Source organism: Streptomyces sp. NPDC014995 (assembly GCF_043080745.1).
In the GTDB taxonomy this organism is placed as follows: Bacteria; Actinomycetota; Actinomycetes; order Streptomycetales; family Streptomycetaceae; genus Streptomyces.
Genome location: NZ_JBIBVX010000001.1, coordinates 738,332 through 751,349 on the forward strand (window position 1 = coordinate 738,332; position 13,018 = coordinate 751,349).

Genomic DNA, 13,018 nt, shown 5'->3' on the forward strand with positions numbered 1-13,018 from the left:
CCATTGGTGTCCAGGGGCGGGGAGCCCCGTCGTGCGTTGGATATCGGATCAACGAGTCGATCCTAGTGACGGGTTCCCGCCCCACGCAGGCCCTGGAGCCGAAGAATCACAGGGTGTCGGGGCCGGCTCGGGGTCAGAGGGTGTCGAGTGCCGAGACGTACTCGTTGAGGTCACGCGCGTCGGGCAGCGCGTTGACGACGGTCCAGCGCACGACGCCCTCCTTGTCGATGACGAAGGTGCCGCGCACCGCGCAGCCCTTGTCCTCGGCGAAGACGCCGTAGGCGCGGGAGACCTCGCCGTGCGGCCAGAAGTCGCTCAGCAGCGGGTACTCCAGGCCCTCCTGCTCGGCGAAGACGCGCAGGGTGTGGATGGAGTCGTTGGAGACGGCGAGCACCTGGGTGTCGCGGTCGGAGAACTTCGGCAGATTGTCCCGCACCTCGCACAGCTCGCCGGTGCACACACCGGTGAAGGCGAAGGGGTAGAAGAGCAGGACGACGTTCTTGCCGCCGCGGAAGTCGGACAGCTTCACGGTGGCGCCGTGGTTGTCCTTGAGCTCGAAGTCGGGGGCCTTGTCGCCGACCTGGATCGCCATCGTCGTGGAACCCTTTCGCTGGGGCTTCGCTGGGGCCGTTACGACGTTCGGGTGAGAACACCGCCCGGGAACGCCGGGGAACACCCTACGCAGCGATCACGACGCACTCGCGGACGGGCCGACCGATCGGCCCGTCCGCGGTGATGAGACCGGGGTTCTACCCCGACGGGGTCACTTCTTGGACTTGGCGGCCTTGGGCGTCACCAGCCGGCTGCCGCTCCAGTCCTTGCCCACGCTGACGCTCTTGCTGGCCGACAGACCCGCCGTCGTCGCGGCTTCAGAGATGTCACTCGGCTCCACGTACCCCGCACGGCCGGTCTTGGGCGTGAGGAGGAGGATCGAGCCGCCTTCTTCGATGTACGTGGTGGCGTCCACCAGCGCATCCGTCAGGTCACCGTCCTCGTCGCGGAACCACAGCACCACGGCGTCGGCCACGTCGTCGTAGTCCTCGTCCACCAGGTCGCTGCCGATGACTTCCTCGATGGACTCGCGGAGCTCCTGGTCGACGTCGTCGTCGTAGCCGATCTCCTGGACCACCTGCTCGGGCTGGAACCCCAGCCTGACGGCAGGGCTAGTCCGCTCCTCCGCGTGGTCCGCGGTCGCGCTCACGGGTTGCCTCCTGATCATGTTTCGGGAATAACTCAGCCACGCGCGTGCGCGAAGCATTGGCCGTAGTCCACACGGGCGGGACGGATCGCGCAAGTACCCGGCGTTTCAGACCGCCGAAACGGTGACGATCCTGGCCGTGTCGACGCAACTCCTGGCGCACAATCCGGGTCATAGGTGACGTGCACCACACCCATCTGCCCGGTTTGTGTATTTGGGAACCGTGTACGGGTACGAGTTTCGAACAGATACCGGTTACCTCTCGGTAGAGATGACGTTTGCGCGTCCGAGGTACACGATGGGGATCGGTGCAGGCAGACGGAGAACGCAGCGCGACACCCAGCGGAACACCGAGCGGAACACCCAGCGAGACACAGTCCCACACCCAGCCCCACACAGCCCTCTGACAGGTAAGGAACAGCGTGGCTTCCGGATCCGATCGCAACCCGATCATCATTGGCGGCCTTCCGAGTCAGGTTCCTGACTTCGATCCCGAGGAAACCCAGGAGTGGCTCGACTCCCTCGACGCCGCCATCGACGAGCGCGGCCGCGAGCGGGCCCGCTATCTCATGTTGCGCCTGATCGAGCGGGCCCGCGAGAAGCGCGTGGCCGTGCCCGAGATGCGCAGCACGGACTACGTCAACACCATCCCCACCAAGAGCGAGCCGTTCTTCCCCGGCAACGAGGAGATCGAGCGGAAGATCCTGAACGCGACCCGCTGGAACGCGGCCGTGATGGTCTCGCGCGCCCAGCGGCCGGGCATCGGCGTCGGCGGCCACATCGCCACCTTCGCCTCCTCCGCGTCGCTCTACGACGTGGGCTTCAACCACTTCTTCCGCGGCAAGGACGAGGGCGACGGCGGCGACCAGGTCTTCTTCCAGGGCCACGCCTCCCCGGGCATCTACGCGCGCGCGTTCCTGCTCGACCGGCTCGGCGAGCAGAACCTCGACGCGTTCCGCCAGGAGAAGTCGAAGGCGCCCCACGGCCTGTCCAGCTACCCGCACCCGCGGCTGATGCCGGACTTCTGGGAGTTCCCGACCGTGTCGATGGGCCTCGGCCCGATCGGCGCGATCTACCAGGCGCGGATGAACCGCTACATGCACGCGCGCGGGATCGCCGACACCTCGAAGTCGCACGTGTGGGCGTTCCTCGGGGACGGCGAGATGGACGAGCCGGAGTCGCTCGGCCAGCTGACCATCGCCGCGCGCGAGGGCCTGGACAACCTGACCTTCGTCGTCAACTGCAACCTCCAGCGCCTCGACGGCCCGGTGCGCGGCAACGGCAAGGTCATCCAGGAGCTGGAGTCGGTGTTCCGGGGCGCCGGCTGGAACGTGATCAAGCTGATCTGGGACCGCACCTGGGACCCGCTGCTCGCGCAGGACCGGGACGGCATCCTCGTCAACAAGATGAACACCACCCCGGACGGCCAGTTCCAGACGTACGCCACCGAGTCCGGTGCCTACATCCGCGAGCACTTCTTCGGCGACGACCAGCGGCTGCGCGCGATGGTCGAGAACATGACCGACGACCAGATCCTGCACCTGGGCCGCGGCGGTCACGACCACCGCAAGATCTACGCCGCGTTCAAGGCGGCCGTGGAGCACAAGGGCCAGCCGACGGTCATCCTCGCCAAGACCATCAAGGGCTGGACGCTGGGCCCCAACTTCGAGGGCCGCAACGCCACGCACCAGATGAAGAAGCTGACGGTCGCCGACCTCAAGCACTTCCGCGACCGGCTGCACCTGCCGATCTCCGACAAGGAGCTGGAGTCCGGCCTGCCGCCGTACTACCACCCGGGCCGGGACTCGGAGGAGATCCAGTACATGCACGACCGGCGCAAGGGGCTCGGCGGCTACGTGCCGACCCGGGTCGTGCGCGCCAAACCGCTGCCGCTGCCCGACGACAAGACGTACGCGAGCGTGAAGAAGGGCTCCGGCCAGCAGTCGATCGCCACGACCATGGCGTTCGTGCGGCTGCTCAAGGACCTCATGCGGGACAAGGAACTCGGCAAGCGGTTCGTGCTGATCGCACCGGACGAGTACCGCACGTTCGGCATGGACTCGTTCTTCCCGAGCGCGAAGATCTACAACCCGCTGGGCCAGCAGTACGAGTCGGTCGACCGTGAGCTGCTGCTCGCGTACAAGGAGTCGCCGACCGGGCAGATGCTGCACGACGGCATCTCCGAGGCCGGCTGCTCCGCCTCGCTGATCGCGGCCGGCTCGGCGTACGCCACGCACGGCGAGCCGCTCATCCCGGTGTACGTCTTCTACTCGATGTTCGGTTTCCAGCGCACGGGTGACCAGTTCTGGCAGATGGCCGACCAGCTGGCGCGGGGTTTCGTGCTGGGTGCGACGGCCGGCCGTACGACGCTGACCGGTGAGGGCCTCCAGCACGCGGACGGCCACTCGCAGCTGCTCGCCTCCACGAACCCGGGCTGTGTCGCCTACGACCCGGCGTTCGGCTTCGAGATCGCGCACATCGTGCAGGACGGTCTGCGGAGGATGTACGGCGAGACCGCCGACGGCAGGCCGGGTGAGGACGTCTTCTACTACCTCACGGTCTACAACGAGCCCATCCAGCACCCGGCGGAGCCGGAGAACGTGGACGTCGAGGGCATCCTCAAGGGCGTCCACCGCTTCAGCGAGGGCACGTCGGGCTCCATCCCGGCGCAGATCATCGCCTCGGGCGTCGCGGTGCCGTGGGCGGTGGAGGCGCAGAAGATCCTCGCCGAGGAGTGGAACGTGCGCGCCGACGTCTGGTCGGCGACCTCCTGGAACGAGCTGCGGCGCGAGGCCGTGGAGTGCGAGGAGCACAACCTGCTGCACCCGGAGGAGGAGCAGCGGGTGCCGTACGTGACGCGCAAGCTCGCCGGGGCAGAGGGGCCGTTCGTGGCCGTCTCGGACTGGATGCGGTCGGTGCCGGACCAGATCGCGCGCTGGGTGCCGGGGACGTACCAGTCGCTGGGCGCGGACGGATTCGGCTTCGCGGACACCCGCGGGGCGGCGCGGCGGTACTTCCACATCGACGCGCAGTCGGTGGTCGTGGCGGTGCTGACCGAGCTGGCGAAGGAGGGCAAGGTCGACCGGTCCGCGCTGAAGCAGGCCGTCGACCGGTACCGGCTGCTGGACGTCGCGGCGGCCGACCCCGGGGCGGCGGGCGGCGACGCGTAGTTCCGCGGGTCTCGGCCCGCGCTCGAGGGGCGGTGGGGTTCGGCCTCGCCGCCCTTCGGCGTACACAGGTTCTTTACGATGCGGGCATGCGTGAACCAACGGCTCAGGAGCGGTGGGAACAGCGGACGCAGCGGCCTCTGCTGGCACTCGCCGTGGTGTTCGCCGTCGCCTACGCCGTGCCGATCGTGGACACGTCGGCCGGGCGGTCGCTGACCGCCGTGTGCGTGGCGGTCGAGTGGACGGTGTGGGCGGCGTTCGCCGTGGACTACGGGGTGCGCCTGGCTCTGGCGCAGGACCGGCGGGCCTTCGTCCGTACGCACTGGCTGGACCTGTGCGCGGTCCTGCTGCCGCTGGTCCAGCCGCTCAAGCTGCTGCGGCTCGTGTCGACGCTGCTGCTCGTGGGGCAGCGGGCGCGGATGGCCTCGCAGATCCAGGTGACGACGTACGTCGCGGGGGCGGTCCTCGGTCTGCTGGTGTTCGGGTCGCTCGCCGTGCTGTCGGTGGAGCGGGACTCGCCGGACGGGAACATCCGCACGCTGGGTGACGCCCTGTGGTGGTCCTTCACGACGATGACCACCGTGGGGTACGGGGACCACGCGCCGACGACCGGCCTGGGGCGGGTGATCGCGGTGGGGCTGATGCTCTCCGGGATCGCGTTGCTGGGTGTCGTGACCGCGAACATCGCCGCCTGGTTCATCGAGCGGTTCGAGAAGGACGACGCGGAGGAGCGGCAGCAGACGGAGGCGATCCTGGCGCTGACCGAGGAGGTGCGGGCGCTGCGTGCCGAGGTGGCGGCGCTGCGGCGACACCCCGCCGAGAAGTGATCGGCCCAGAAGTGATCGGGGGTGCCGCTGGGGGTGTGTGTCGCGCACCCCAGCGGCACGCCTGCCCGCGGATCGACGGCTTACAGCAAGCCGTTGCCGGGGCCGGCCGTCCCCGTCAGCCAGATGAGCGCCAGCAGCGTGTCGATGGCGCCCAGCACGAAGGCGACCAGGGCCGGGACCGGGCGGTCGCCCGCCCAGGTGCGGCCCATGGCGAGCCAGCCGCAGACGATCGCCACCGGGCCGAGGATGATCCCCAGCACGAAGAACCCGGCGATCGCGCAGATGACTCCGATGATTCCGAGCGTCGCGCGATCCGGCCCGGTCCGTGACCCCATCCGGCCACGTGAGCGGGGGTACCTGCGCGTTCCGTGTCCGAAGCCCGCCATCATCAACTCCCTGAACCCCGGGGTTAGTTGAAGGTGACTCGGGGTTCGGTGTTCCGGGTACCCCACGTGCGGCGGTTATGCCTGCGACCGGCCCGGGCCGTCGGCGCGCTGTCCCCCTCCGGCAGCGCGCCGCAGCCCTGGCCGTCCTCCCATCCGGAGGACTTGACCCACTGTGACCTGTGGCGCGTGCCGGAGGCGAGGGACCTTTAGCGTTGTCACCCTGATAGGGGAACCCGGTTGAAATCTCGTCAGATTCCGACCGGCTCCACCAGGCTCTGCGGGCCCCTCAGATGTGACCGACCCCCGCGCCCGTCTCCGCGTTCTCCCCGCGCTTGGTGAGCAGGGCGACGAAGACGGCCACGACCGCCACACCGGCCGCGACCAGCGACGCGAGGCTCATGCCGGAGATGAACGTGTCGTGGGCGACGTCCGTGATCTGCGCGGCGACCGGCTCCGGGGTGCCCTTCGCCACCGGCGCCACGCCGACCTGGACGGCCTCGGCGGCCTGGTCCAGCTGGGTGGGGGTGAGCTCGGGCAGGCCCGCGTCCTTCCAGTTGACGGGCAGGTCGCTGTCCACCTTGGAGGCCATCACGGCGCCCAGGACGGCCGTACCGAGGCTGCCGCCGATCTGCATCGCGGCCTGCTGGAGACCGCCGGCCACACCGGAGAGCTCCATGGGGGCGTTGCCGACGATGACCTCGGTGGCGCCGACCATGACCGGGGCGAGGCCGAGGCCGAGGAGGGCGAACCAGACGGACATGATGCCGCTGCCGGTGTCCGTCTCCAGCGTGGACATGCCGTACATGGCGATCGCGGTGGCCGCCATACCGCCGGCCAGCGGGATGCGCGGTCCCAGCTTGGTGATCATCGCGCCGGCCAGCGGGGACCCGACGATCATCATGCCGGTGAGCGGGAGCAGGTGCAGACCGGCGTCGATCGGGCTCATGCCGTGCACGTTCTGGAGGTAGAACGTCACGAAGAACAGGCCGCCCATGAAGGCGATGGCCATCAGCACCATCAGCACGACACCCGCGGACAGCGGGACGGAGCGGAACAGCGCCAGGGGGATCAGGGGTTCCTTGACCTTCGTCTCCCAGACGGCGAAGAGGGCGAAGCCCACGACGGAGACGAGCAGGAACGCCCACGTCTTGCCGTCGCCCCAGCCCCACTCCGGGGCCTTGATGAGGGCCCAGACCAGGCAGAACATCGCCGCCGACAGCAGAGCGATGCCGAGCAGGTCGAAGGAGCGCGGGGCGTTCTCGGCGCGGTGGTCGAGCAGGATCAGGACGCCCAGGACGAGGGCGACGGCGCCGACCGGCACGTTGATGAAGAACACCGACTGCCAGTTGACGTGCTCGACGAGGACTCCGCCGAGGATCGGGCCGCCGGCGGTGGAGGCGCCGATGACCATGCCCCAGATGCCGATGGCCATGTTCAGCTTCTCGGCCGGGAAGGTCGCGCGCAGCAGGCCGAGCGCGGCCGGCATCAGCAGCGCGCCGAAGAGGCCCTGGAAGACACGGAAGGTGACGACCAGCGCGATGCTGTCGGACAGACCGATCGCGCCGGAGGCGGCGGCGAAGCCGACGACGCCTATCAGGAAGGTCTGGCGGTGGCCGAAGCGGTCACCGAGCTTGCCCGCGGTGATCAGGGAGACCGCGAGGGCGAGGAAGTACGCGTTGGTGATCCACTGCACCTCGGCGAAGGTGGCGCCCAGGTCGCTGGCGATCGCCGGGTTGGCGATGGCCACGATGGTGCCGTCGAGGGCCACCATCATGACCCCGACGGCGACAGTGATGAGCGTGAACCACGGGTGGCCGCGCAGCCCCTTGGCCGGCGGCTGGTCCGGCGGAGTGAGCGGCGGCTTGCCCCCCGGCCCCGTCGTGTCGATGGTGGTCTGACTAGTCATGCGTTCGAGGCTAGTGACAGCCACTGACAGTTGACAAACCAATTCACTAGTCGGTAACTGTCACGTCATTCGCCGCTCGGCACGAGCTGGGCGAAACGGCAGGAATGAGGGTGTCCATGGAGACGAAGACGCCAGGGACGCCGGGCCTGCGGACGACGGGCCCGAGGACGGGTCTGCGCGAACGGAAGAAGCGGCGCACCCATGACGCGTTGCTGCGGGCCGCCCTGGAACTGTTCACCTCGCAGGGGTACGAGGAGACCACCGTCGACGAGATCGCCGAGGCCGTCGACGTCTCGCAGCGCACCTTCTTCCGCTACTTCGCCGGCAAGGAGGAGGCCGCGCTCGCCCTGGTGGAGATGACGGTGGAGCGGTTCGTCGAGGCGGTGCGGGCCCGCCCGCCCCACGAGGCGCCGATGGAGGCGCTGCGCCAGGCCGTCCTGGAGGGCTGGTACTCGATCAACCAGGTCGTCGAGTCCGTGGTGCCGATCGACGTGCATCTGCGCATGTACCGGGTGATCGAGTCGACCCCGGTCCTGCTCGCCGCCCATCTGCGGCGCTCGGTGGAGACCGAGGAGGAGGTCGCGCGGGTGCTCGCGGAGCGCGAGGGGCTCGACGTGGACGCCGACCCCCGGCCGCGGGTGGCGGTGGCCGTCTTCGGCGGGGTGATGCGGGTGACGGAACGGCAGTGGAGCCTGGGCCAGGACTTCAGCGTGGCGGGCATCCACGCGCTGACGTCCCGGTATCTCGACCAGGTGGGGCCGGCCCTGCTGGGCAGCTGGCGCTCGACCGAGGGTCCGGGGACTGGGCCGTAAGGAGTCCTATGACCATCACCACGGTTATCGAAACGTGATCCCTGTCACTCAGGCCACTTGAGACCTTCCCGTTCTCCTAGTGTGTCCTCCCAGTGACTTCCTTCGACACCTCCCCGCAACTGAACGCGTGGCGCGCGCTGCTCGCGTTGGCCGTGGTGTTCGTGATGCTGGCGACCACCGGGTGGACCGCCGTACGCCAGGACCGGGGAAGCAGCCCGCTGCGCGCCTCGCTCTCGGCCTGGAAGGACGGCCGGATCGGTGGACACCGGCTGCCGGACCCGCAGACGGCGCCCGCCCGGCTCGCCCGGTTCTTCGCCTCGCTGTCCGCACCGCAGCGCACCGAGCTCGCCGATCGCTACCCGCTCGCGGTCGGCAACATGAACGGCGCCCCCGTCGAGCTGCGCTACCGCGCCAACCGCATCGCGCTCCGCGAGCAGGCGACGATCGAACGCACCCGCATGCGCGACCGCCGGCTCTCGCCCGCCGGACAGCACGAGGCCGGCCGGCGCATGCAGCGCTTCGAGGCCATGAGCAGCGCCCAGCGGCAGATCCTCGCCTTCGACCCGGAGGGCTCCGGCCGTGCCGCCGAGGTCTTCGGCGACCTCGGCCGGGCCGAGCGGATCTCCGTCGTCGTCCCCGGTGTCGACACCGCGCTGCTCACCTTCCAGCGCACCCAGCGCAAGTACTCCGCCCCCGTCGGCATGGCCGAGGCCCTGTACGCGGCCGAGCACGAGGTGAGCCCCTCGACGAGGACGGCCGTGATCGCCTGGGCCGACTACACCTCCCCGGCCGGCCTCGGCATCGACTCGGCCACCGCGATGCGCGCCGAGTACGGCGCCGTACGGCTCACCGCGCTGCTGCGCGCCCTGCCCGGCGGCGCGCCCGTCTCCCTGTTCTGCCACAGCTACGGCTCGGTGGTGTGCGGGGTCGCCGCGCACGCGCTGCCGCTGCGGGTGACGGACATAGCCGTCGCCGGAAGCCCCGGCATGCGGGTGGAGAGTGCCGCGCAGCTGCGCACCTCCGCCCGGGTGTGGGCGATGCGGGACGCCGACGACTGGGTGCAGGACGTGCCCTACCTGGAGCTCGGTGGCCTCGGGCACGGCGCGGACCCGGTGTCGGCCGCGTTCGGCGCGCGGGTGCTGTCGGCGCGGGACGCCAGGGGGCACGGCGGCTACTTCGAGCCCGGCACCGACAGCCTGCGCAACTTCGCCGGCATCGGCACCGGCGCCTACCTGGCGGTGCGGTGTGCCGACGGCATCGGCGCCTGCCGGACCGGTCTGTCCGACGCGACGGCGGGCGGACGCGCGTAGAGGCGCGGGAACCGCGGCGTGTGCGAGGAGGGGACGAAGGAGCGTGTGCCGCATACGATGAGCCGCATGGGTGACGTACTGGCCGGATTTCATGCCGCCTGGGAGTTCCAGTCCGACTCCGTCCTCATCCGCTACGAACGGGGCATGCGCACATCCAAGCTGTTCTCGGCGCTCGGGGAGCGCCGGATCCCGCTGGCGGCGATCGCGGGTGTGACGCTCGAGCCCGGCAAGCGGGGGACCGTGGTGCTGCGCGTCGAGCCGCGGCCGGGGGCCGATCCGCTGATCGAGGCGGCGGCGGGGCAGCTGCGGGAGACGAGCGACCCGTACCGGCTGGTGCTGCCCGCGGAGCGGGAGATCCTCGCGGAGTACTACGCCGACGAGCTGCGGGCGGGGCTGAGCGAGTCCGGTCCGGCGGAGAGGTTCCTGGTGGCCGCGCCCGAGGCTCCGCTGTCGTTCAAGGCGTACGACGCGAAGGCGTCCTTCGACGGGCGGACCGTGCGGTTCCGGTGGTTCTGGACGGGGGCGTCCTCGGCGAAGTGGAAGGCCGGCGACCAGAGCTTTCCGGTGTCCGGGCTGAGCGGCGTGGAGTGGCGGTCACCGGAGGTCTTCGAGGGGCATCTGCGCTTGCTCCGCGGCGGGGAAGCACCGGAGCAGCCGGACCAGGATCCGGCTGCCGTGGTGTTCGGGCTGGGGTACGGGGCGGTTCACGAGTCGCTGCCGTTCGCCGCCGCCGTCCTGGCCGCGGTCCGCTCGCGCGGGGCGGTGGCGGCCGTCCCGGCCGCGGCCGCGCCGCGCCGGGACCCCGCGGATGTCGCCGAGCGGATCCGGCACCTCGGTGAGCTGCACAGAGCCGGGCTGGTGACGGACGAGGAGTTCTCGGTGAAGAAGGCCGAGTTGCTCGCGGAGCTGTAGCTACTCGCGTCCGGCGGAGGTGAACGTCATGTCCGCGTACCTGTCGCCCGACACCTTGCCCGCGATCGGCTCCAGCAGGGACAGTTCCTCCTCCGTCAGTTCGATGGCCGCCGCCCGCGCGTTCTCCTCGACCCTCCCCGGCTTGCGCGTGCCCGGGATCGGGACGACCGGGAGGCCGTGGACGCGGGCCTGTCGCTGCACCCAGGCCAGGGCGATCTGGGCCGGCGTCGCGTCGTGGGCGCGGGCCACCGCGCGGATCGGCTCCAGCAGGGCGGCGTTCGCGGCCGCGTTGTCGCCGGTGAAACGGGGCTGCTGACGGCGGAAGTCGTCGGGGGTGAGGTCCTGGTCGGCGTCGGCGAAGGAACCGGTGAGGAAACCGCGGCCGAGCGGGGAGTACGGCACGAGCGCGACGCCCAGTTCCCGGGCGGCCGGGACGACCCGGTCCTCGATGTCCCGGCTGAACAGCGACCACTCCGACTGCACGGCGGCGATGGGGTGGACCGCCTGGGCCGCGCGCAGTTCGGCGGCGGTGACCTCGCTCAGGCCGAGGTGCTTGACCTTGCCCTCGCGCACCAGCTCGGCCATCGCGCCGACGGTGTCCTCGATCGGTATGTCCACATCGCGCCGGTGCATGTAGTAGAGGTCGATGACGTCGACGTCCAGGCGCTTCAGGCTCGCCTCGACGGCCTGGCGGATGTAGGGGCGGTCGTTGCGGATGACGCGCCGGGTCGGGTCGTCCGGCGGGATGGAGAGGGCGAACTTGGTGGCGATGACCACCTCGTCGCGGTGCGCCCTGAAGAACGGGGAGAGGAAGCGCTCGTTCTCGCCGGCGCCGTACGCGTCCGCAGTGTCGTACAGGGTGACGCCCAGTTCCAGCGCGCGGTCCAGCGTGGCCCGGGACTCGCGGGCGTCGGAGGGGCCGTAGGCGAAGCTCATGCCCATGCAGCCGAGGCCCTGGACGCCGACCTCCGGTCCGCCGTCGCCGAGTCGTGCCGTCGGGATCCTGCTGTCGTTCATCGGGTCCTCTCCGCTTGCAGGGGGTGGACGCGCGTGGCGTCCGAGTAGAACGTGATCTTCCGGTCGAGTACCGCGAGCGTGTCCTGGAGTTCGGCGATCCGTGCCCGCACGTCCCGGCGGGTCTCCTCCAGCAGCTCGCGCCGCTCGTGGTACGTGCCCTCGCCCTCGCGGACCAGCTCTGCGTACCGGACCATGTCGGCGACCGGCATGCCGGTCAGCCGCAGCTTGCCGACGAGGTCGAGCCAGTCCAGGTCGCGGTTGCTGTAGCGGCGCTGGCCGGTGTGCGAGCGGTCGACGTGGGCCATCAGCCCGATCCGCTCGTACCAGCGCAGGGTGTGCGCCGTCAGGCCGGTGAAGGCGACCACCTCGCTGATCGTGTAGCTGTCCTGCCCGTCGGGGCGGGGGTGCCGCCGTGGCGGGGCGGAGCAGACGTCTGCGGGGCTGGGGGCTTGTCCGGGGGTCACGGGCGTGGTCTGCAACACCGTCATGGGCTCCACGCTAGGACCTTGGAGTGCGCTCCAAGCAAGCGAAAACGGTAAGAAGTCCGAAGGTAGGCTCATGGCATGTCGCTGAAGAGTCTCGCGCTGATCGAGAACTGGCCGGTTCCCTCCGCCGCGGCGGGCGTCGTCCGGGCCGACGGTACGGTCCTGGGCACCCACGGCCCGGCCGGGCAGCGCTTCCCGCTGGCCTCGGTCACCAAGCCGCTCGCCGCGTACGCCGCGCTCGTCGCGTACGAGGAGGGGGCGATCGAGCTGGACGAGCCGGCCGGGCCGCCCGGGGCGACGGTCCGTCATCTGCTCGCGCACACCTCCGGGCTCGCCTTCGACGAGCACAGGGTGACGGCTCCGCCCGGGGAGCGGCGGCTGTACTCCAACGCCGGGTTCGAGCAGCTCGCGGACCACATCGCGAAGGCGACGGACATTCCCTTCGCGGAGTACCTGCGGCAGGCCGTACTGGAGCCGCTCGGCATGACGGCGACCTCGCTGGAGGGGTCCCCGGCGAAGGACGGGGTGTCGACGGTCGAGGACCTGCTGCGGTTCGCCGCGGAGGTGCAGGCGCCGCGGCTGCTCGATCCGCGGACGGTCGCGGAGCTGATGTCCGTGCAGTACCCGGGTACGAAGGGCGTCCTGCCGGGCTACGGGCACCAGAACCCCAACGACTGGGGACTGGGCTTCGAGATCCGCGGCTCCAAGTCGCCGCACTGGACCGGGAGTTCGTCCTCGCCGCGGACGTTCGGGCACTTCGGGCAGTCCGGTACGTTCCTGTGGGTCGACCCCGACGTCCGGGTCGCCGCGGTGGCGCTGACGGACCGGGCGTTCGGGCCGTGGGCGATCGAGGCGTGGCCCGGATTCACCGACGCGGTGCTCGCGGAGCTGCCCTAGGGGCTGTCGATTCCCGCGGCCTGATCCGGACGGCGGACCCGGGGCGAGGGGGCTCGGGCGCCGGGGTGCCGGCCCCCTCGGCTAACCTCCCCTTCCACACC

Annotated in this window: 12 protein-coding genes; 6 read left to right on the forward strand and 6 right to left on the reverse strand. The window is 70.4% G+C overall.

Annotated features, from left to right (window positions below):
- Nucleotides 1-133 precede the first annotated feature (133 nt).
- Nucleotides 134-592, reverse strand: a complete 459-nt coding sequence (locus ACF1A1_RS03345) for a peroxiredoxin (RefSeq protein ID WP_391644930.1) — start codon at nt 590-592, stop codon at nt 134-136.
- Between the two features lie 171 nt (nt 593-763).
- Nucleotides 764-1,201, reverse strand: coding sequence for a DUF3052 domain-containing protein (locus tag ACF1A1_RS03350; RefSeq protein WP_365454746.1), 438 nt, complete (start codon nt 1,199-1,201; stop codon nt 764-766).
- A gap of 419 nt (nt 1,202-1,620) precedes the next feature.
- Here ACF1A1_RS03350 and aceE point away from each other — a divergent pair, with 419 nt between their 5' ends.
- Complete coding sequence (aceE, locus tag ACF1A1_RS03355) at nt 1,621-4,368, forward strand: pyruvate dehydrogenase (acetyl-transferring), homodimeric type (RefSeq protein WP_391644932.1); 2,748 nt, start codon at nt 1,621-1,623, stop codon at nt 4,366-4,368.
- Between the two features lie 86 nt (nt 4,369-4,454).
- Entirely contained in the window at nt 4,455-5,192 is a 738-nt protein-coding gene (locus ACF1A1_RS03360; RefSeq protein WP_391644934.1) for a potassium channel family protein, read from the forward strand.
- 80 nt (nt 5,193-5,272) lie between these two features.
- Here the strand turns inward: ACF1A1_RS03360 and ACF1A1_RS03365 are convergent, their stop codons facing one another.
- Nucleotides 5,273-5,581: a small hydrophobic protein gene (locus ACF1A1_RS03365; protein ID WP_391644936.1), complete on the reverse strand. Its 309-nt coding sequence runs from the start codon at nt 5,579-5,581 to the stop codon at nt 5,273-5,275.
- Nucleotides 5,582-5,864: 283 nt separating this feature from the next.
- The gene (locus ACF1A1_RS03370) at nt 5,865-7,484 is read right to left on the reverse strand and encodes an MFS transporter (RefSeq protein ID WP_391644937.1); all 1,620 of its coding nucleotides are present in this window, start codon (nt 7,482-7,484) and stop codon (nt 5,865-5,867) included.
- A 116-nt stretch (nt 7,485-7,600) separates the two neighbouring features.
- Here ACF1A1_RS03370 and ACF1A1_RS03375 point away from each other — a divergent pair, with 116 nt between their 5' ends.
- From ACF1A1_RS03375 to ACF1A1_RS03385, 3 genes are all read left to right on the forward strand, one after another.
- Nucleotides 7,601-8,296: a TetR family transcriptional regulator gene (locus ACF1A1_RS03375; protein ID WP_391644939.1), complete on the forward strand. Its 696-nt coding sequence runs from the start codon at nt 7,601-7,603 to the stop codon at nt 8,294-8,296.
- Between the two features lie 92 nt (nt 8,297-8,388).
- Nucleotides 8,389-9,606 carry an alpha/beta hydrolase gene (locus ACF1A1_RS03380; RefSeq protein ID WP_391644941.1) on the forward strand — a complete coding sequence of 406 codons (1,218 nt, stop codon included), beginning with the start codon at nt 8,389-8,391 and terminating at the stop codon, nt 9,604-9,606.
- Between the two features lie 57 nt (nt 9,607-9,663).
- A complete protein-coding gene (locus ACF1A1_RS03385; RefSeq protein WP_391645322.1) occupies nt 9,664-10,518 on the forward strand; it encodes a DUF4429 domain-containing protein in 855 nt (284 codons plus the stop codon).
- Here ACF1A1_RS03385 and ACF1A1_RS03390 read toward each other — a convergent pair whose 3' ends face one another.
- Nucleotides 10,519-11,535, reverse strand: coding sequence for an aldo/keto reductase (locus ACF1A1_RS03390; protein ID WP_391644943.1), 1,017 nt, complete (start codon nt 11,533-11,535; stop codon nt 10,519-10,521). It lies immediately after the preceding gene.
- Nucleotides 11,532-12,023, reverse strand: coding sequence for a MerR family transcriptional regulator (locus tag ACF1A1_RS03395; protein WP_391644945.1), 492 nt, complete (start codon nt 12,021-12,023; stop codon nt 11,532-11,534). The genes ACF1A1_RS03390 and ACF1A1_RS03395 overlap by 4 nt, the downstream gene beginning before the upstream one ends.
- A gap of 75 nt (nt 12,024-12,098) precedes the next feature.
- Between ACF1A1_RS03395 and ACF1A1_RS03400 the strand changes: the two genes are divergently transcribed.
- Entirely contained in the window at nt 12,099-12,917 is an 819-nt protein-coding gene (locus ACF1A1_RS03400) for a serine hydrolase domain-containing protein (RefSeq protein WP_391644947.1), read from the forward strand.
- The last annotated feature ends 101 nt before the right edge of the window (nt 12,918-13,018 follow it).